The 18,143-nt window shown below is 60.7% G+C and carries 18 protein-coding genes and 2 pseudogenes; 13 read left to right on the top strand and 7 right to left on the bottom strand.

The genetic code is table 11. The features are described from left to right. From JCM12178_RS18960 to ilvD, 10 genes and pseudogenes are all read left to right on the top strand, one after another. A pseudogene (locus JCM12178_RS18960) lies at positions 1–225 on the top strand (hypothetical protein); the annotation flags it as partial. Positions 226–268: 43 nt separating this feature from the next. After that, positions 269–1,744: an Rne/Rng family ribonuclease gene (locus JCM12178_RS09190; protein ID WP_054650747.1), complete on the top strand. Its 1,476-nt coding sequence runs from the start codon at positions 269–271 to the stop codon at positions 1,742–1,744. Positions 1,745–1,839: 95 nt separating this feature from the next. Continuing rightward, a complete protein-coding gene (locus JCM12178_RS09185) occupies positions 1,840–2,592 on the top strand; it encodes a substrate-binding periplasmic protein (protein ID WP_054650745.1) in 753 nt (250 codons plus the stop codon). Positions 2,593–2,658: 66 nt separating this feature from the next. Then, on the top strand, positions 2,659–3,219 hold the full coding sequence (locus tag JCM12178_RS09180; RefSeq protein WP_054650743.1) for an epoxyqueuosine reductase QueH: 561 nt from the start codon (positions 2,659–2,661) through the stop codon (positions 3,217–3,219). Continuing rightward, positions 3,216–3,605, top strand: a complete 390-nt coding sequence (locus tag JCM12178_RS09175; RefSeq protein ID WP_054650740.1) for a hypothetical protein — start codon at positions 3,216–3,218, stop codon at positions 3,603–3,605. The genes JCM12178_RS09180 and JCM12178_RS09175 overlap by 4 nt, the downstream gene beginning before the upstream one ends. Before the next feature lie 3 nt (positions 3,606–3,608). Then, the gene (hemW, locus tag JCM12178_RS09170) at positions 3,609–4,841 is read left to right on the top strand and encodes a radical SAM family heme chaperone HemW (protein WP_054650738.1); all 1,233 of its coding nucleotides are present in this window, start codon (positions 3,609–3,611) and stop codon (positions 4,839–4,841) included. 138 nt (positions 4,842–4,979) lie between these two features. Then, positions 4,980–5,873, top strand: coding sequence for a hypothetical protein (locus JCM12178_RS09165; RefSeq protein ID WP_054650736.1), 894 nt, complete (start codon positions 4,980–4,982; stop codon positions 5,871–5,873). 1,063 nt (positions 5,874–6,936) lie between these two features. Beyond that, positions 6,937–7,335, top strand: a complete 399-nt coding sequence (locus JCM12178_RS09150; protein WP_157054849.1) for a hypothetical protein — start codon at positions 6,937–6,939, stop codon at positions 7,333–7,335. Positions 7,336–8,515: 1,180 nt separating this feature from the next. Then, positions 8,516–8,845 (top strand): hypothetical protein, encoded by a 330-nt coding sequence (locus tag JCM12178_RS09145; RefSeq protein ID WP_054650728.1) that lies wholly within the window; start codon positions 8,516–8,518, stop codon positions 8,843–8,845. A 250-nt stretch (positions 8,846–9,095) separates the two neighbouring features. Further along, a complete protein-coding gene (gene ilvD, locus JCM12178_RS09140) occupies positions 9,096–10,757 on the top strand; it encodes a dihydroxy-acid dehydratase (protein WP_054650726.1) in 1,662 nt (553 codons plus the stop codon). Positions 10,758–10,903: 146 nt separating this feature from the next. On the opposite strand, the gene JCM12178_RS09135 is transcribed toward ilvD, so the two are convergent. Together JCM12178_RS09135 and JCM12178_RS09130 are read right to left on the bottom strand one after the other, a co-directional pair. After that, on the bottom strand, positions 10,904–11,239 hold the full coding sequence (locus JCM12178_RS09135; RefSeq protein ID WP_439646700.1) for a thioredoxin domain-containing protein: 336 nt from the start codon (positions 11,237–11,239) through the stop codon (positions 10,904–10,906). Positions 11,240–11,296: 57 nt separating this feature from the next. Continuing rightward, positions 11,297–12,016 (bottom strand): sugar phosphate isomerase/epimerase family protein, encoded by a 720-nt coding sequence (locus JCM12178_RS09130; protein ID WP_245628695.1) that lies wholly within the window; start codon positions 12,014–12,016, stop codon positions 11,297–11,299. A gap of 187 nt (positions 12,017–12,203) precedes the next feature. Between JCM12178_RS09130 and JCM12178_RS09125 the strand changes: the two genes are divergently transcribed. Beyond that, positions 12,204–13,181 carry an MORN repeat-containing protein gene (locus tag JCM12178_RS09125; RefSeq protein WP_054650723.1) on the top strand — a complete coding sequence of 326 codons (978 nt, stop codon included), beginning with the start codon at positions 12,204–12,206 and terminating at the stop codon, positions 13,179–13,181. Here JCM12178_RS09125 and JCM12178_RS09120 read toward each other — a convergent pair. Next, a complete protein-coding gene (locus JCM12178_RS09120; RefSeq protein WP_054650721.1) occupies positions 13,150–13,536 on the bottom strand; it encodes a hypothetical protein in 387 nt (128 codons plus the stop codon). The two genes, JCM12178_RS09125 and JCM12178_RS09120, sit on opposite strands and share 32 nt — an antisense overlap. A gap of 150 nt (positions 13,537–13,686) precedes the next feature. Here JCM12178_RS09120 and JCM12178_RS09115 point away from each other — a divergent pair, with 150 nt between their 5' ends. Then, positions 13,687–14,406, top strand: coding sequence for a hypothetical protein (locus JCM12178_RS09115; protein WP_054650719.1), 720 nt, complete (start codon positions 13,687–13,689; stop codon positions 14,404–14,406). 21 nt (positions 14,407–14,427) lie between these two features. Here the strand turns inward: JCM12178_RS09115 and JCM12178_RS09110 are convergent, their stop codons facing one another. The 4 genes from JCM12178_RS09110 to JCM12178_RS09095 all read right to left on the bottom strand — a co-directional run bounded on the left by JCM12178_RS09110 (position 14,428) and on the right by JCM12178_RS09095 (position 17,006). After that, positions 14,428–15,531: a tetratricopeptide repeat protein gene (locus tag JCM12178_RS09110; RefSeq protein ID WP_054650717.1), complete on the bottom strand. Its 1,104-nt coding sequence runs from the start codon at positions 15,529–15,531 to the stop codon at positions 14,428–14,430. 20 nt (positions 15,532–15,551) lie between these two features. After that, positions 15,552–15,803 carry a hypothetical protein gene (locus tag JCM12178_RS09105; RefSeq protein ID WP_157054848.1) on the bottom strand — a complete coding sequence of 84 codons (252 nt, stop codon included), beginning with the start codon at positions 15,801–15,803 and terminating at the stop codon, positions 15,552–15,554. 87 nt (positions 15,804–15,890) lie between these two features. Further along, complete coding sequence (locus JCM12178_RS09100; protein ID WP_054650713.1) at positions 15,891–16,661, bottom strand: tetratricopeptide repeat protein; 771 nt, start codon at positions 16,659–16,661, stop codon at positions 15,891–15,893. A 3-nt stretch (positions 16,662–16,664) separates the two neighbouring features. Beyond that, positions 16,665–17,006, bottom strand: a complete 342-nt coding sequence (locus JCM12178_RS09095) for a hypothetical protein (RefSeq protein WP_054650711.1) — start codon at positions 17,004–17,006, stop codon at positions 16,665–16,667. A gap of 162 nt (positions 17,007–17,168) precedes the next feature. On the opposite strand from JCM12178_RS09095, the pseudogene JCM12178_RS21240 reads away from it, so the two are divergent. Further along, a pseudogene (locus JCM12178_RS21240) lies at positions 17,169–18,091 on the top strand (DMT family transporter). Positions 18,092–18,143: the final 52 nt, after the last annotated feature.

Here is an 18,143-nt window from a genome sequence, read left to right as displayed (position 1 = left end):
GGCCGCGCGCAAGGGCGCGCAGACCGACGATCAGGTGATCGCCCTCATCAGGCGTCGCTCGACCGGCGGCCGCAGACCGCCGCGCAGCTCTCGGAGGCCCTTGGCGTGGAGAAGAACCGCACGGAAACACTGTGTTCCGAGCTGGTCCGGCGAGGCGAACTCGTCGAAAGGACCGACCCCGGCGGCGTCTTCTACCACGGCATCGACCACGAGATGCGCGATTAACCGTCCTGTCGTGACATGAACGATTTTTCATTGAGAGGAAAACATGACCGCAAAAAAGAAGCGGCAGAAAATGTTCATCTCGGTTCTTCCGGGTGAGCAGGTTGAAGTTGTCATCGCCGAGGAAGGCCGCGTCCAGGAATACTACGTTGAGATGGCCCACCAGCAGAAGACGCGCGGCAACATCTACAAGGGCTACATCCACAACATCGACAACGGCCTTCAGGCCGCCTTCATCAACTACGGGGCCGAGCGCAACGGGTTCCTGCAGATCGATGAAGTCCACCCCGAATACTACACCGGCAGCTACAAGCTGAGAAAGGGCGCCAAGTACCCGCTGATGCAGCAGGTGCTCAAAGCTGGTCAGGAGATGCTCGTGCAGGTGGTCAAGGAACCCACCGGCAAAAAGGGCGCGTTCATGACCACCAACCTGTCCCTGCCCGGACGCAGCTTCGTCTACACCATCGGCCGGGACCAGAAGGGCGTGTCCCGCAAGATCGAGGACGAGAAGGAGCGCACGCGCCTCAAGAAAGTGCTCGACACCCTCTCGCCCGAGGAAGGCGTGGGGCTTATCGCCCGCACCGCCGCCGTGGGCCAGTCCAAGGCCGCGCTGGAACGCGACTACAAGTATCTCAACCGCCTCTGGAAAGACGTGCGCAAGAAGGCGCAGGAAGTGAAGGCGCCCTCCATCGTCTACAAGGAACTCAACCTCGCGGCCCGCTCCGTGCGCGACTACCTGACCTCCGACGTGGTGGAAATATGGGTGGACGACGCCGACACCTTTGAAGAGGTCAAGCAGTTCGCGGCCCTGACCTTCCCGCGCAAGCAGAACCTCGTGAAGCTGCACTCCGACCCCGAGCTCTCCCTCTGGGAACGCTTCAACGTCACCCGACAGATTCAGGAAGTGTACTCCCGCGAAGTGACCCTGCCCTCGGGCGGCCGTCTGGTCATCGACGCCACCGAGGCCCTCACCGCCGTGGACATCAACTCCGGCAAGATCGGCGGAGAACGCAATTTCCACAAGATGGCGCTCAAGACCAACATGGAAGCCGCCGAAGAGATCGCCCGCCAGCTCCGGCTGCGCGACATCGGCGGCCAGATCGTCATCGACTTCATCGAGATGAAGGATCCCAAGCACTGCCGCGAGGTCGAGAAGACCATGCGCGGGGCGATGAAGACCGACCGCGCCCGCACCGACGTTGGCCGCATCTCCAGCTTCGGGCTCATGGAGATCGTGCGCCAGCGGCTCGGGTCCTCGGCCATCTCCCTGAGCACCGAGCCCTGTCCCTGCTGCGGCGGCACCGGCATCCGCCGCAACATGGAGTGGCAGGCGCTCTCCGCCCTCAAGGACATCCACCGCATGCTGCGCAAGGCAGACTGCACCGAGGCGCTGCTCTACTCCTGCCATCAGGAGCTGGCCCTCTACCTGCTCAACCACAAGCGCGAAATGCTTGAACGCCTTGGAGAACGTTGCAACAGGACCGTGAAGATCGCCATTGAACCGAGCGTCTGCGGCCACTGATACGCCAGAATAATAACTTCCCTATACGAGAATGATTTGCAGAGGGAGGGCTTTTCCCGTATTAATGAGATATGGGAAGAGTCCTCTCTTTAATCATGATCCTTCTGGTGATCGGTTTTGTCCCGTCCACCGCCATGGCCGATGCAAACGGCTCTGACGGCCCGGTAGCAGAACCGATTGTCTACAGGATGGGCGCGGACACTTGGCCCCCGTACGAATTTGTGCAGGACGGGGAGGCCTTTGGAATTGCTTCAGAGATCACCCTTGCAGTGTTCAAGTCCATGAACAAGGATGTCTCTCGGGTATACAGCGTGCCGTGGAAGCGCGGACTGAACATGCTGACCCACGGGGAGCTGGACCTGCTCGTTTCCGGTGTGCGCACCGCCAAGCGCGAAGCCGTCTACCACTACCCGGACGAACCGCTCATGCATGCCTCATGGCGAATTTTCGTCCCTAAGGGCAGCACTATCAACGCCCTTGAGGACCTCAAGGGACAGACCGTGGGCCTTGTGCTCGGCTACCAGTATCCGCAGAAAGTGCTGGACCGCGTCAGGCAGATAGCAAACGTCCAGTACGTTTCCGACAATGAGACCAACATCCGAAAGCTCGCCAACGGTCGGCTCGACGCCCTTCTGGCCGACTACCTCAACGGGCTGTGGATCATCGACAGCCTCAGCCTGACGGGAACTGTTGTGCCTGCCGCCGAAGCCCTTGGCGAGCGCGCGCTCTATACCCTCTTCAGCCGGGAAACCGTCTCCGCCGAAACCGTGAAGGCGTTCTCCGAAGCACTGATCCTCTTCAAGAAGACGCCCGAATACCGCGAGATGATCGCCCGCTACCATCCCTGACGACTTTACAAACCCGCCCGCAGGACGCACACTGTGCCTGCCCGGTACTCCGGGAAAGGGCCATCCATGGACACGCGAATACTACTGCATATCTGCTGCGGCCCCTGTTCCATCTCCGTCATCCGGCGGTTGCAGGATCAGGGGTACGCCGTCACGGGTTTTTTCCACAACCCGAATATCCATCCGCTTTCCGAATACCTCAAACGGCGCGACGGCTGTCTTGAGGTGGCCGAACGGCTCGGCATAAAGGCCATCGTCAAGGACGAAGAGTACGACCCGAAAGGATTTCTGCGGGCCGTGGCATGGCGCGAGGACAACCGCTGCTTCCACTGCTACGCCATGCGGCTGGAGCGCACCGTGTCCATCGCCAAGCGCGGTCGGTTCCCGTTTTTCACAAGCACTCTCCTTTACAGCAAGATGCAGAAGCACGACGAGATAGCCCGGCTCGGCAAGGACATGGGCGGCGGCAAGACCGCCTTCCACTACGAGGACTTCCGCACCGGCTGGAAGGAAGGCATCGAGACCTCCAAGGAGTGGGGCATCTACCGCCAGCAGTATTGCGGCTGCATCCACAGCGAATTCGAGCGCTATAAAGGCCAGCTCGGCAAGACGGAGAAAGACGGATGAGCACAGTGGGTAAACGGCTCGCCAAGCTGCTCCGGCTGGAGGTCATCCTCGCGGCCTTCGTGCTGCAGCCCGCCACGCGGCTGGCGGTGAGCCTTTTGGCGGGGAACATGGATGTGGCCGAATCGCAGACGCTCGCGCTGACCGTCTATGTCGTGCTGGCATGGTTCACATGGAAACGGCAGGTGGTGGCCACGTGGGGCACCGGCCTGCTGCTTATCATCAACGGGGCGTTGAACCTCGTGGCAGGCGCGGCCGCGCTCATGGCTCCGCAGGCCGCAGGACCTGCCCCCTCACTGCCGTTCGTGCTGCTCAACCTGCTGGTGGGCGTCTATTTCCTGTGCGGCGGGGTGTCGGTGCTGCGCCAGCGCCCCACATGGAAACGCTGACCCATGGCCAAGATTCACCAGCCCGGCACGGCCGTCAGTCCGGCCTTTCCCTTCACCTCCGGCAACTCCGGTCCCAAGACCCCCGCGCTCGCCGACACCGGCCTGCTATTGTACGTGCACGTGCCGTTCTGCCGTTCGCGCTGCCATTACTGCACCTTCCACTCGCAGGCGTTCAACGACGCCAAGTTCGCGTGGTATCACAAAACCCTGCTCAAGGAGATCGAACTCTGGAGCAAGCGGCTTGGCAAGCCCAAGCTGCGAACCGTCTACTTCGGCGGCGGCACCCCGAGCCTGTATCCGCTGCACCAGCTGGATCAGGTCATGAAGGCGCTGCACAAGCATTTCGGATTTCAGGACGGCATGGAGGTCACGCTGGAAGCAAACCCGGACTCGGCCTGCGACGTGAGCTGGTTCCGGGGGCTCATGTCCATGGGGTTCAACCGCCTGTCGCTCGGCGTGCAGAGCCTCAGGGACGAGGACCTGTTGCTGCTCGGCCGCCCGCACTCCTCGGCCCACGCCGTGCAGGCGTATCACGCGGCCCGCGACGCCGGATTCCTGAACATCAGCCTCGACTTCATCTGGGGCCTGCCAAAGCAGCGGCTCAAGGCGTGGATCGACCAGCTCAAGGAAGTGGCCGAGCTCAAGCCTGAGCACATCTCGGCCTACAGCCTGACCATGGAACCGAAAACGCAGCTCAACAAGCTGCTTGAGCGCGGCGAGATCGAACTGCCCTCGGATACCGAGCAGGGCCGCATGTTCATCTACGGCGCGGAGTACCTCGAGTCCATGGGCTACATGCACTACGAGGTCTCCAATTTCGCGCGCATGGGCTTTGCCAGCAAGCACAACAGCGGCTACTGGGACGGCACCGACTACCTCGGCCTCGGCCCTTCCGCCGTGTCCACCATCGGTCGCCGCAGGTTCACCAACCCCCGCTATCTGGACGAATACGACGCAGCCGTACGGGGCAGCTTTGCGGGCGACGACTTCGAAGAGCTCTCGGACAACGACCTGCTCTCCGAGATGGTCATGCTCTCCCTGCGTACCGCCAAGGGGCTCGATCTGAAGGCGTTTCGCGAGCGGGCGGGGTTCGACCTCGTCAAGCGCCGCGAAAAGCTGGTGGCCGCCCTGCACCGTGAGAACCTCGTCCGGCTCGTGCGCGGCAGGCTCAAGCTGACCAAGAACGGCATGCTCGTGTCCAACGCCATCATCCGCAGCCTCGTCTTCAGCGACTGACCCCTGTCAAGCGGCATTTCGCAGCCTTTTTTCGCCCGACAAAGGGTGCTTTCCTTCCGTGCCCGAAACCGGGTGTATACTCCCTTCGATACTCTTCAACCGCCTGCGCGGCAGGCACAAATCGAAAGGAGCCGCAGGATGTCCGGCAACAATACGGATGACAAGTACAGAAAGCTAGCTTACGATCCCGCCACCGGCGGACGCAAGCGCGAATGGATTCGCTATGGCGACGGCGTTTACGAACCCGTGCGCAAGGACGAAAACCCGCGCGACAAATGGAGCGATCCGCACCGAAAGATGACATGGTGGCTTGAGGAGAAGCCTGAACCGTGGAGGCCCTCGGACGACGGGGCCGGGATGTCCCTGAACCATGATTACGGCGAGGAGAACAAGCCCGGCAGCGCGCTTCTCAAACAACAGCGGCCCGGCAGGTCTCTCCTGACGGGCGGCGATCTGGCTCTTTCCCAAAAGAAACAGCCACTTCAGGCAGCCGAAGCAAAGAATCGTCCGGCAAAGCCGAAACAGTCCGCCAAATCCATTGTGGCGGATCAGGATGAGATGCGCGAGGGCGGCCGGAAGCGTTACACGTTCGGCAGCGTCATGGAGCAACTGTTCGAGGGCACGGGCAATGCCCTCGGCGAGTTGGGGGACAAGCTTCCGGGGGTTGCCGAAAAGCTTGTAGAGCGCACCGGTGAAGCGATACAGGAGCTTGACCGTGAGGTGCCCGATGCCGTGGGCAAGGCTATCACAGAAGGTGTCGACGCTACAGGCAAATCATTTGAAGAGCTTGCGAACGCCTACAAGAACAACGAGCAGTTCCGCACGGCTCTCCATGTCGCCCTCGCCGCAGGCATGGCCCCGAAGCTCGCCGTCAGCGCCGCGCTCTACGGACCGGAAGCGATTGCAACGATCCTGCAACACCCGGAAAAGCTGGCGACGGGGATGGAGACCGCTTTGGACATGCTTGACCCAAACCCAGTACCGGACACTCCAATTGGAGCATACTGGAACATTTTCGAACAATCACAATGAGAACTCACTCTTCAAAACAGCCCCTTTGGCAAGGCTTGCTTTTAGCCAGCGGATTGCTTTTTGTTGGCATCAGCATCTTCGATGATCCAATCTGGTGCAGCCTTAAGCTGGATTTGTGCGTAGACCTTTCAGACTACAATCGCTTGTTCAGCATAGTACTGATTATTGCAGCGGGCTATGTCGGCTGGCTTTCATGGAACAGGGAGCCCCTGCCTCAAAAGACGTTGATATGTCCTTCCTGCGAATCTACTCACAGGACGCTGCTGAATTCAAAAAAGCTGTGCTCAACCTGCAAAGTGGACCTTGAACCGCTCGAAGGGTTCTACGAGAGGCATCCAGAAAAGAAAGACGAGAAACAGAAACTCTAAACCCATAGGCGCTTATGATTGGCGGCACCGCGTATAGCAGACATATGCAACACCCGGAAAAGCTGGCGACGGGGATGGAAGGCATCGCAGACATTTTAACAGGCACAACGCCGACCACTCTTCCCGGCTATGTATACAACATTGCTGAAGAGGCACACAGCAAAGGAAAATAGAAGCGTTTTATGAGATGGTCACTATTGCTCTGTGGTCTCCTTCATGGCTGGCTTGGTGTCTCCATCATACGAGATCCGGTTTTTTGTGGAGGGAAGTTTCATTATTGCATGGACTTATCAGCATATAATATTCCCTTGGGAGTTGGGCTCATACTGCTCGGAATCGGTGTCACACTCTTCGCGTTGCTCAAGCAAAATGACGCACAAACGTTCATTTGCCCACGTTGCGAATGCGTTTTCAACAGAGAGCAGATGTCGGAGAAGAAATGCCCATCCTGCAATGCCGAGCTTGAACCGCTAGAAGGATTCTACGAAAGACATCCCGAGAAGAAAGACGAGGGACAGAAACTCTAAACCCACAAGCCGCCGTCTGTTCACCACGGGCGGCGGCGTTTCTACTTAGCGGCACCGCGTGAAGCAGGCATATGCAACACCCGGAAAAGCTGGCGACGGGAATGGAAGGCATCGCGGACATGTTAACAGGCACAACGCCGACCACGCCATTGGGATCAGGATACGCCATTGCAAAAGAATCTTTTGAACAGCATCACCGAGACAATAAGAAGTAAAGGAAAGCCACGTTTTCTTATGGCTCTCCTTGATATTGGCATCATAGCAGTCGGTCTCCGACTGCTTCGTGACCCAATATTCTGTGGCGGAAAGTTTGATTATTGTACGGATCTCTCTGGCTACAACGTCCCCCTCGGCATAGTCGTCATCATGTATGGCGCGTACGCCCTGACCGCAGACATGTTGCCTAACCACAAAGAGAGCCTCTTGCTGTGTCCGAAATGCGAATCCACTTTCAGGCATTCCCAGACGCCGGACGGAAAATGCCCATCCTGCAAAGTGGACGTAGAACCGCTCGAAGGGTTTTACAAGAGGCATCCAGAAAAGAAAGGCGAGAAACAGAAACTCTAAACCCACAAGCCGCCGTCCGTTCACCACGGGCGGCGTCTCTACTTAGCGGCACCGCGTGGAGCTACCATCCTTCAACACCCGGAAAAGCTGGCGACAGGCATGGAGACCGCTTAGGACATGCTTGACCCAAATCCAATACCAGATACCCCCGTTGGAACATATTGGAACAATCATAATGAGAAATCACTTTTCAAAACAGCCCCTTTGGCAAGGCTTGCTTTTAGCCAGTGGATTGCTTTTTGTTGGCATCAGCATCTTCGATGATCCAATCTGATGCAGCCTTAAGCTGGATTTGTGCGTAGACCTTTCAGACTACAATCGCTTGTTCAGCATAGTACTGATTATTGCAGCGGGCTATGTCGGCTGGCTTTCATGGAACAGGGAGCCCCTGCCTCACAAGACGTGGATATGTCCTTCCTGCGAATCTACTCACAGGACACTGCTGAATTCAAAAAAGCTGTGCCCAACTTGCAAGATCGCTCTCGAACCGCTCGAAGGGTTCTACAAGAGGCATCCGGAGAAGAAAGACGAGGGACAGAAACTCTAAACCCGCAATCCACCGTCCGTTCACCACGGGCGGCGGCGCTTCTACTTAGCGGCACCGCGTGGAGCAGACATATTGCAACACCCGAAAAAGCTGGCGATGAGGTGGAAGCGTTAGTAGATGTCTCGAGCCTTATGACTCCTTCTACACCAAGCGGGTATGCGAAAAGAGCTTTGAAAGAGCGACAAAATAAACGGTGATAATATGGTAGGCAGAATTAGTTGGAGCTTTCTGCTCTGTGGAACAGCATTCATCTGGTCAGGGGTAACACTAATCAGTGATCCGTTTTTTTGCCCCAGTTGGATGAGCTACTGCGTAGATTTAAGCATGTACAATAAACCGCTTGGTATCTTGATGGTCTGTTTGGGCATCTGGACGGCTTACTCTTCTCTGGGAAAGAAAAACAGCGCATCAAATCAGATATGCACTCGGTGTGGCAACGTGTTCCCACACCCAGAAAGCTACAACAAATGCCCATCCTGCAATGCCGAACTTGAACCGCTCGAAGGGTTCTACGAGAGGCATCCGGATCGAAAGGGCAAGTAGGTTGGAAAACAGCGCTGATTCGTGCCAAGTATCAGGCGGCCTTGACGGGACGCCACAGGGAAACGGAAGCAGCCAAAAGGAAGATTCGCCATGTTCAAGCAGAAAGAATGGCCCTTTACCGGAGCATCCGGCACGGAATACGTTTTTTCCATCCTGCGCAAAAGTGATCGCCTGCCGCAGTCGCCGGGCGTATTCATCCTCGCCTACACCCACCCGCGCGGGCATCTGGCGGGATGGGAGGTCAAGCCCCTGCGGATCGGCCAGAGCGATGACATAAGCACCTCGCTTGAAAAAGAGACGGGACTGGACGCCGACCAGAAGGCCATGTGGAATTCCGTTTTCGTGCTTCCCGAACCGGACGCCAAAATTCGGAAAGCCTGCGTCCGGGACCTGAACAATCACTCCATGAAAACCGCCTGACCAGCCCCCAAAAACAGCCGCTTCGACACCCTGTCAAGCGGTATTGCACTGCCTTTTTTGCCCGATGAGGGGTGTTTTTCGTCCCGGGCCTGAAACCGGGTGTATAGTGGTGCGGTCTCCGGGGGCGGTCCCCGGAGCGTCGCTCTCCGGCAGCCCCCGCCGGACGGTCCGGCGGGGGCTAACACAAAACATCCTTGACAGCATCACCGTTCCGGTTTGAACTCTGCGGACCAATCAAAAGGAGAGTTTCATGAGAAGCAGAAAGATGACCGGCGGTCTGGAGAAGGCTCCGCACCGCTCCCTGCTGTACGCAACAGGCATGTCCAAGGAAGAAATGCAGCGCCCGCTCATCGGTGTCTGCCACGCCCAGAACGGCATTATTCCCGGACATGTGCACCTACGCGAAATCGCGCAGGCGGTCATGGACGGCGTTCGCCTCGCCGGAGGAACCCCCGTGGAATTTCCGGCCATCGGCGTGTGCGACGGCATCGCCATGAACCACGAGGGCATGAAAATGTCCCTGCCCAGCCGCGAAGTCATTGCCGACTCCGTGGAGATCATGGCCACCGCGCACCCCTTCGATGCCCTCGTCTGCATCCCCAACTGCGACAAGATCGTGCCCGGCATGCTCATGGCCATCCTGCGCCTGAACATCCCGGCCATCATCGTCTCCGGCGGCCCCATGCTGGCCGGAAACCGCGGCAAGACCGACCTCATCACCGTCTTCGAGGGCGTGGGCCGCGTCAAGGCGGGGTCCATGAGCGAAGCGGAGCTGGAGGACCTCGAACAGTCGGCCTGCCCCACCTGCGGGTCCTGTTCCGGCATGTTCACCGCCAACTCCATGAACTGTCTCTCGGAGACCATCGGCCTCGCCCTGCCCGGCAACGGCACCATCCCGGCGGTCATGGCCGGACGCCGACGCCTTGCCAAGGACGCGGGCATGAAGGTCATGGAGCTTTTTGAAAAGGACATCAAGCCGCGCGACATCGTCACGGAAAAATCCGTGCGAAACGCCGTGGCCATGGATATGGCGCTTGGCTGCTCCACCAACACCACCCTGCACCTGCCCGCACTCTTTGCCGAGGCGGGCCTCGACCTCTCGCTCGAGCTCTTCAACGAGGTCAGCCGCGCCACGCCCAACCTCTGCAAGCTCTCGCCCGCAGGCGGCCACCACATCGAAGACCTCGACGTGGCGGGCGGCATCCCGGCGGTCATGACCGAGCTTGCCAAAAAGAATCTCGTCAGCCTCGACGCCCTGACCGTCACCGGCAAAACCGTTGGCGAAAACCTCGCCGAGCTCAAGGCGGAGAACCTCGACCCCGAGGTGGTTCGGCCCATCGACAATCCGTACAGCCCCGAAGGCGGCATCGCGGTGCTCTTCGGCTCCCTGGCCCCGCAGGGCTGCGTGGTCAAACAATCCGCCGTGGCCCCGGAAATGATGCAGCGCACCGGCCCGGCCCGGGTGTTCGACTCCGAAGAAGACGCCATGACCGCCATCCTCGACGGCAACATCAAGCCCGGCGACGTGGTCATCATCCGCTTCGAAGGCCCCAAGGGCGGCCCCGGCATGCGCGAGATGCTCTCGCCCACCGCGGCCATCATGGGCATGGGCCTCGGCGACTCCGTGGCGCTCATCACCGACGGACGCTTCTCCGGCGGCACACGCGGCGCGGCCATCGGCCACGTCTCGCCCGAAGCCGCGGCCTGCGGTCCCATCGGGTTGGTCCGCGAAGGCGACAGCATCGAGATCAACATCCCCGAACGCACCATCAACCTGCTGGTGGATGAACCGGAACTGGAAGAGCGCAGACAGGAATTCAAACCCGTGGTCCGGGAGCTCAAATCCCCGTTCCTGCGGCGATACATGAAGCTCGTCACCTCCGCCAACACCGGCGCGGTGCTCGAAGACTAGACGCAAAAATGCGGGGAGCGCTCCATGAACGCTCCCCGCTTTCTTAATCCCCTACATCGGCTACAGGCCTCTTGCCCAGCGCACCAGCTCGTTGGCGTTCATGGCCCCGGACTGGCGCGTCACTTCCGTACCGTTCCGGAACACCATCATGGTCGGCACCGAATGAATGGAGACCGCGCGCCCAGCGACTGCTCGGCCTGCGTATCCACCTTGGCCAGAATCACCTCGCCCGCAAGCTCGGCAGCAGCCTGATCGAACTGCGGAGCCATCATCTTGCACGGCCCGCACCACGGGGCCCAGAAATCCACCAGCACCGGCAGTTCACTCTTGCCGATGAACCGGTCAAAGGTCGCTTCGGTCAGCACCACGGGCTTGCCGGGCAGCAGGGCGGTCTTGCATTTTCCGCAGGTTGCCTGCGCAGCCCGTTCGCGCTCCACGCGGTTTACCGCAGCGCAGGAAGGACAGACAGCGTGTATGGTCATGGTCGGCCTCTCTTTTGTTTCCAGAAAGGATAAGCACCCTTCGCCGGAGGGCAAGCCCTAGATTTCCAGCGCAGCCGCCATGAACTCGCGCATGTCCACGAGGATTTCCAGGGTGCCTTCGTCGTCGTTGGGGAAGGCGGCAGGCTCCAGCTCCAGAGTGATGATGCGCGAATACCCGCGCTCGGCAAGGCGCTGCAGAAAGCCGTAAAGCGGCAACTCGCCTTCGCCCGGCGCCATGTGCTCCCGGTGGCCCCGCGAGTCCGAAAAGTGAACGTGATAGAGAAGCTCCATTGGCACGCGGTCCAGCGCGCTGAGGATGTCCCTGCCGGACACGCCGAGGTGGCAGACGTCCAGCGTCAGGCCCACGTTCTTGTCGCGACACTGGTCCATGAGCTTGTCCAGCGGATCGCGGCCAAAGGGGGACTCGGTCCACGGCATGTTTTCCAGCGAGTATTCCACGCGGCCCTTGGCGTCGAGCAGCACGGGCAGATCGTAGGCGCGCTTGAACCAGCGGGAGGAGACGAGGCCGCCCAGCCCGGCCTGCGGCGGGTGCAGGGTGATGTGGTTGGTCTCGGGCAGGGAATTGGCCAGCGCGGTGGTGGCCTTCCATGAATCGAGATGCCCGCCCCACTTGCTCCAGTCTCGAAACGGCGCGTGCAGGCTGAGGATGGGGCAGGCCTCGTGCACGGCCGCCATGGCCTCGCCCGGAGCCATCTTCGGGGAGTTGACGATGAGCTCCAGCCCGTCGAAACCGGCGCGCGCGGCAAGACCCGCCACGTGTGCGGGCGGCAGGTGAAAGAGGCTGCCGGTGGAGAGCAGCAGCCGGGGAGCGTCGACGGGGTTTTCGCCATAAGGCCATCATGCGGCATCCGGCGGCAAAGGCAAGGGGAAAATCGGGGAAAGGCCGGGAAAGGGGGGTGAACGGCGGTGGATTTCACCGGCGTGATGATTTACAAGAACACCCATGCGAAGCGTGCTCCTCACCATCCTGCTGCTCATGGCCGCAGCCCTGCCCGCCCATGCCGGAGAGTGCCTTGAAGGCAACTGCACCGAAGGCACGGGCATGTACCTTTACGACACCCTGAAACGCTACGAAGGCGAATTCAAGGACGGCGTGGCCCACGGTCAGGGCGTCATCCGCTACCCCGCCGGAGCGTGGTATCGCGGCGAGGTCCATGACGGCAGACCGCACGGCAAGGGCCTTTTGCACGGCTGGCGCGGCTGGGAGCACTACGGCACCTTCCACCACGGCTGGGAGCACGGCGACGGCGTGTTCACGGACCGCGACGGCGCGCGCTTTCACGGCTCATTCGCGGGCGGCTACAGGCACGGCCCTGCCATCCGCATCGAACCGGACGGCACCGCCGTGCGCGAACTGTGGCTGAACGGCCGCTTCATCCGCCCCCTGAAACCCGGTGAGCGCCCCGCACCCGAGGAATGGAACGGCACCCTGCCCGCTCCGCCCGAGGAGCCGTGGGAACCCAACTACCCCACCGGCTGCCTTTCCGGCGACTGCCAGAACGGCACGGGCGTCTACGTCTTTGACACCGGCCAGCGGTACGAGGGCGAGTTCGTTGAAGGCCGCAGCATGGGCCGGGGCATCCGCTACTTTCCCAACGGCGACGAGTTCGAGGGCACCGAGGTCAACGGCACGCGACAGGGCGAGGGAATCTACCGTTTCGGCAACGGTGACGTGTTCATGGGATACTTCAAGGACGACCTGCGCCACGGTCCGGGCGCGCTGCATCAGGCGGACGGATTTCTCTTCGTGGGCCGATACAGGGAAGGCCGCCGGGAGGGACCGGGCGTGGTCCATTATCCCGACGGCATGATTCGCAAGTCCCTGTGGAAGGACGGCGCCTTTGTCCGCGATCTGGACGAAGACGAGTTTCAGGCGTTGATGGACAACGCTACTTCCGGTGAACCGGAGACTTCTCAATAAGGTCGAGGATGACGATGGCCATGGACAGGTCGCGCCTGTTGCCCTCGTCCATGCAGTCCACGATGAAGTCCTTGAGGGGCCGCATGGCCGCCACCAGTTCCTCGTGTCCGCACTCCCCGAGTTTGTACGCCTTTTCCAGCGCGTTCAGCAGCATCATGGCCACATCCTCGTCGTGACGGCCCATGTGGTGCCCGACAATGTCGCGCGCCTTGAGCAGCCCGAACACGACGCTCTCTATCCGGGTGTAATCCCGGCCCCAGATTTCGGTTCCCCGAATGGAAGGTTTCGGCGGCTGCGCTTCCCTGCCCCGCTCAACCGACTCGCGGAACCTGTCAAGTGCTACAACGGTTCCCATGCACGCTCCTTGTGCTTGATTTCAGATGCCGTTCTTCTGATCGGCGCGGGCCGGAAAAAACAATAGGGGCTTGATCGTATTGTTCCCGGAAGGCTGTTCGTGTACGGTGTATCGATCATTCAAACCAATCAATGACGCAAAGGATCCCCAATGACCCGCTTCATACCGCTGCTTCTCGTCCTCTCTCTTCTGGTGCTCCCGACCATGTCCGCCGCTTCGGACGTGGTGGACTACGAATCCGGCAGTGTCGGGACGGTGGTCAAGGTCCCTGCCAAGGATGCGGACGTGGCCGCCTTCACCTATCAGCCCAAGAAAGAAGCCATCGCCAAGCTGGCCGCCAACGAAGAGGCGCTCGGCAGCTACCTTGACGCACTGGTGGAAAAGGGCGCGTTCAACACCGCCGCGTACATCGCCCGCTACGCCCCGGCCGGACAGGACGCCTTTGTAATGAAGTGGATAGAGAGGAATATCGGCGACCTGACCGCGCCGTTCTATTTCGTCATGTCCTACAAGCTGGACGAGACCGACACCAAGGCCGCGTTCCAGTGGTATCTACGCGGGTTCCTCGCCTCGCGGGTGGACGCCACCCTGTGCCGCGACACCAGCGCCCGGCAGGGTGTTCGCTACCTGAACGACCTGCTTGGCCCGAAGCTCCGCGCCAAAATCAAGGAATACGCCGCAGCCGACGACCTGCCGAAACAGCAGCGTGAAGCGCTGGACTACGTTCGCAAGCACCTGACCTCGGCTTCACCCATGTGGATCTGCGCCCACGGCATCAGCTCCTTCACGGACGGCAACGAGGGTTACAAGCCCGTTTCCGAACGGGCTGGCGTGCTTGAAAGCATCGGCGCGAAGTTCATCAACAAGTAGCAGAAAGGGCCCGTTGCCGGATCAGAACTCTGGCGTGCAGCGTCTGTTGCTGCGATAGGCCGAAAGGCAGGCTTCGATGCGTCCGGTGTCCCTGCCGAACTGCTTTGCCGCCGCAAGGGAGTCCTCGGTGTATTTCGTGGCCAACCGGTAGCGCCCGGCTGCGGCGTGCACCGCCGCAAGCGCATTGAGGGTCAGGGAGCTTTTCTCCCGGACCACGGCCGCTTCGGCCAGCTTGAGCGCAAGGATGGGGTCGCGCGCTTCGGGGTCATCCACCAGCACCAGCGCCTTGGCAAAGCTGGCAAGGGACGGAATGTCGCCGGGCTTCAGTTCCAGTGCCTTGACGAAGTCCTCGATGCCTTTCCCGAACTGTCCCATGTCGCAATACGCAATGCCCCGGTTGCAGTAGACGCGCTCGTCTTGTGGCGAAAGCCTGATGGCCTCGGTGAAGTCCCCGATGGCCTGCTCCATGTTCCCGGCGGCCCGGTGGGCGTTGCCGCGATTGCTGTGGTGCATGGCATAGTCCGGCCTGAGACGGATGGCCTCGGTATAGTCCGCGATGGCGCGGTCCATGTCGCCCAGCCGGTCATGAACATACCCGCGGGTGTTAAACATGTTGGCGTTCTTCGGGTCCAGCTCGATGGACCTGTCCAAGTCAGGCAGGGCTTTCCTGTACCGTCGCTCAACGGAGTGCATGAACCCGCGTTTTCCGTGAGCCATGGCACTGCCGGGCCAGATGCGGACCATGGCGTCCAAATCAAGAAACGCCTCGTTTTTCATGCCCAGTTCATAGTAGACCGTCGCCCGGTGCGAATAGAGCTGGATCCACGGATCGGGCATGACGATGGCCTGACTGTAATCCCGCAAGGCGTCCTTCAAACGTCGCAGTCTTTCATTTGCCAGACCGCGGGTGGCAATGGCCATCTGCCGGGACGAATCATCCAGATTCTCCGCCTTGAGGCATTCGGTGCTCAGGCTCACCACGGCCTCGTAGTTCTTGGCATCAAGCGCCTCGCGAATCTTGCCGCACGCAGCGGGAACGTCGCCGGATTCTGCCTGCGCCGGGACAGAAACGGCAAACACCGCCGCAAAGAAAACCATCACGAAAAACAATCCGTATCGCCGCATATGTCTCTCCACTTTCTGCGCTACAAAAAGAGCGCCTTGCGAATCTCCCGCTTGCGGTAGGACTCAAGCGTTTTCATCATTTCCACGTGTTCGCTGCCCTGCCCGGGGCCGAGCCTGACAGCCTCGGCCTGCGCGTCCGCTGCCTTGCCGAACTGTCCGGCCCACACCATGGTCAGCAGATTTCCGTCTTCTGGGGCGGCCTCCTCAATACAGGCGTCGAAATTCTTCCCGGCCTTGTACTCGGCAATGGCCCTGTCGCAGGGCGACTGCACAGCGACTGCCGCCCCCGAAAAAACGAGAAACAAGCCTCCGAAAAATAGGGCTCTCAGAAGACTTCGCATCAACGCTCCGGCAGACGACTAGGGGGAGTCTGGAAAGGGGTCGGCCACCTCGCCCTTGCGGTACATAGCGAGTGTGCGTTCGTAGTATGCGGTATCCATGCCGCTCTCCCGCAGCGCGTTCAGCGCCTCAGTCTGCACGCTGACGGCCTTGTCGAAATCCCCGGCCGCCGCATGCACCAGCGCAAGCGACTGCAACGTAAACGGCGCGTTGTTCATGGCTACGGCCTTCTGCGCCAGATTCATCGCGTGGGGTATGTCCTTGAATCCCTTGTCGGTGGTGGCATACAGCTTGGCGAGAATAGCCAGCGCCACACCGCGTTTGGAATCCAACACCGCCGCTTCGCGAAGGTCGGCGCGGGCCTCCTGGTGATGCCCCAGCTTGATGAAGGCAAGCGCGCGGTTGCTGAAGGCGCCGCTGTTGGCGGGATCGATCATCACAGCCTTCGAGTAGTCCCTGATGGCGGCTTCGGTGTCTCCGAGGCTCATGTACGCGGCACCGCGGTTCACAAAGAGCATGGCATCCTTCGCGCCGATGGCCATGGCTTTCGTGAAGCTCTCCACGGCCTCTTTCTTGCGCCCCAGTTCGCTGAACATGATGCCGCGCTCCTTGTAGACCGAGATGTCTTTCATCCCCAACTCAAGCACTTTGTCGTAATCGGCGAGGGCTTCTTCACGCATCTTCAGGCCGGCCCGGCAACGGGCACGGTTCAGCCACAGGTTCACCATGCCGGGATGTAATTCGACCAGCCTGTCGAAATCTGCGAGCGCCTTACGCGGCTGCTCAAGCATATATTAGGTCATGGCGCGGCCCATCAGGGCGTTGCTCGGGTCAGGGCAAAGCTCCGCGGCCCGGGAGAAGTCCACGACCGCAGCCTCTGCGTCGTCAAGATTGACGTTCGCGCTGCCGCGCACCAGATACATCGCCCCTTTGACCTCCGGCGGCGTCTGGTCATCGCCCAGACACTGGGAGGCGTATTTCAGGGTATCCTTGAACCTGTCCTCCTCAAAAGCCAGAGAAGCCTTGGCACAGGACGCGTGCAGATCGTTCATGTCGGCGGCCAGAGCATTAAGCGAAAGCACGAGCAATGGCAGAGTGGCGACGAGTATGCGTATGAGACGGTGTCCGACGGTCATGAGTCCTCCATGATTGTGGACACCGGATGCATGCGGCGTCCTGCCCGTCCCGGTAGCAGCTTTCATTCGGCCTGAAAAGACATATTCTGCCGCGATTGCTTGAACTCCGCGAGTTTTCAGGCTATTCACCGATTTCGAAAGGAGACTGGAAGGAGACCGCTCATGAATACCCGCTCGCTCCGGGCCGACGTCCTGCTTTTCATCACCGCCGCCATATGGGGTTTCGCCTTCGTGGCCCAGCGGGTGGGCATGGACCATGTCGGGCCGCTGACCTTCAACGGCGTCCGCTTCACGCTCGGGGCCATCAGCCTCGTGCCCCTCATCCGCGTCATGGAACGCCAGCGTTCCGTGGCCACCACGCCCGTCGCCACCCCCACACCCACGCCAGCCCTCATCAAGGGCGGCATCATCCTCGGCGGCGCCTTGTTTCTCGGTTCCACCTTCCAGCAGCTCGGGCTTGCCGCCCCGCTTCTGGAGAGCTTCGGCGTGGCTCCCACCACGCGGGCAAGGCCGGATTCATCACCGGGCTCTACGTGGTCTTCGTACCGCTCATGGGGCTGATGATCGGCCAGCGGGCCGGGCTGGGATCATGGATGGGCTGCGGCCTCGCCGTGATCGGCATGTACCTGCTCTCTGTCACGGGCGACATGACCGTGGACTTCGGCGACATCCTCGTGCTCGTCAGCGCCGTGTTCTGGGCCGTCCACGTCCTGATGATCGGCAAGCTCTCCCCCGGCATGGACGGCGTGGACGCGGTCAAGCTCTCCAGCGTCCAGTTTGCCACCTGCGCGGTCCTGAGCATGGTCGGCGCGTTGGCCACCGAGGAGATCACCCTCGCGGGTCTCAGCGGCGCGGCCATCCCCATTCTGTACGGAGGCCTCATGTCCGTGGGCGTGGCCTACACCCTGCAGGTGGTGGCCCAGCGCAACGCCAACGCGGCCCACGCCGCCATCATCCTGAGCCTTGAATCCGTGTTCGCGGCCATCGGCGGCTTCCTGATGCTCGGGGAGATACTCACGGTCCGCGCCCTCATCGGCTGCGGGCTGATGCTGGTGGGTATGCTGGTCTCACAGCTCAAGCCGTAAGCTCCGGCTTGACATTCGCACCGCGACACGCAACGCTTGATACGGCGGAACA

The organism is Salidesulfovibrio brasiliensis JCM 12178, assembly GCF_001311825.1.
In the GTDB taxonomy this organism is placed as follows: Bacteria; Desulfobacterota; Desulfovibrionia; order Desulfovibrionales; family Desulfovibrionaceae; genus Pseudodesulfovibrio; species Pseudodesulfovibrio brasiliensis.
The sequence above is the reverse complement of the archived record's forward strand: the minus strand, read 5'-3'. Positions and strand labels throughout refer to the sequence as shown.

Excerpts from the sequence above, each read along its gene's own strand:
- JCM12178_RS09095 (WP_054650711.1), bottom strand. The coding sequence starts at position 17,006 with ATGACCGTCGGACACCGTCTCATACGCATACTCGTCGCCACTCTGCCA.
- JCM12178_RS09175 (WP_054650740.1), top strand. The coding sequence starts at position 3,216 with ATGAGCACAGTGGGTAAACGGCTCGCCAAGCTGCTCCGGCTGGAGGTC.
- JCM12178_RS09180 (WP_054650743.1), top strand. The coding sequence starts at position 2,659 with ATGGACACGCGAATACTACTGCATATCTGCTGCGGCCCCTGTTCCATC.
- JCM12178_RS09185 (WP_054650745.1), top strand. The coding sequence starts at position 1,840 with ATGATCCTTCTGGTGATCGGTTTTGTCCCGTCCACCGCCATGGCCGAT.
- ilvD (WP_054650726.1), top strand. The coding sequence starts at position 9,096 with ATGAGAAGCAGAAAGATGACCGGCGGTCTGGAGAAGGCTCCGCACCGC.
- JCM12178_RS09190 (WP_054650747.1), top strand. The coding sequence starts at position 269 with ATGACCGCAAAAAAGAAGCGGCAGAAAATGTTCATCTCGGTTCTTCCG.
- JCM12178_RS09165 (WP_054650736.1), top strand. The coding sequence starts at position 4,980 with ATGTCCGGCAACAATACGGATGACAAGTACAGAAAGCTAGCTTACGAT.
- hemW (WP_054650738.1), top strand. The coding sequence starts at position 3,609 with ATGGCCAAGATTCACCAGCCCGGCACGGCCGTCAGTCCGGCCTTTCCC.
- JCM12178_RS09115 (WP_054650719.1), top strand. The coding sequence starts at position 13,687 with ATGACCCGCTTCATACCGCTGCTTCTCGTCCTCTCTCTTCTGGTGCTC.
- JCM12178_RS09135 (WP_439646700.1), bottom strand. The coding sequence starts at position 11,239 with ATGACCATACACGCTGTCTGTCCTTCCTGCGCTGCGGTAAACCGCGTG.
- JCM12178_RS09120 (WP_054650721.1), bottom strand. The coding sequence starts at position 13,536 with ATGGGAACCGTTGTAGCACTTGACAGGTTCCGCGAGTCGGTTGAGCGG.
- JCM12178_RS09100 (WP_054650713.1), bottom strand. The coding sequence starts at position 16,661 with ATGCTTGAGCAGCCGCGTAAGGCGCTCGCAGATTTCGACAGGCTGGTC.
- JCM12178_RS09125 (WP_054650723.1), top strand. The coding sequence starts at position 12,204 with ATGCGAAGCGTGCTCCTCACCATCCTGCTGCTCATGGCCGCAGCCCTG.
- JCM12178_RS09145 (WP_054650728.1), top strand. The coding sequence starts at position 8,516 with ATGTTCAAGCAGAAAGAATGGCCCTTTACCGGAGCATCCGGCACGGAA.
- JCM12178_RS09110 (WP_054650717.1), bottom strand. The coding sequence starts at position 15,531 with ATGCGGCGATACGGATTGTTTTTCGTGATGGTTTTCTTTGCGGCGGTG.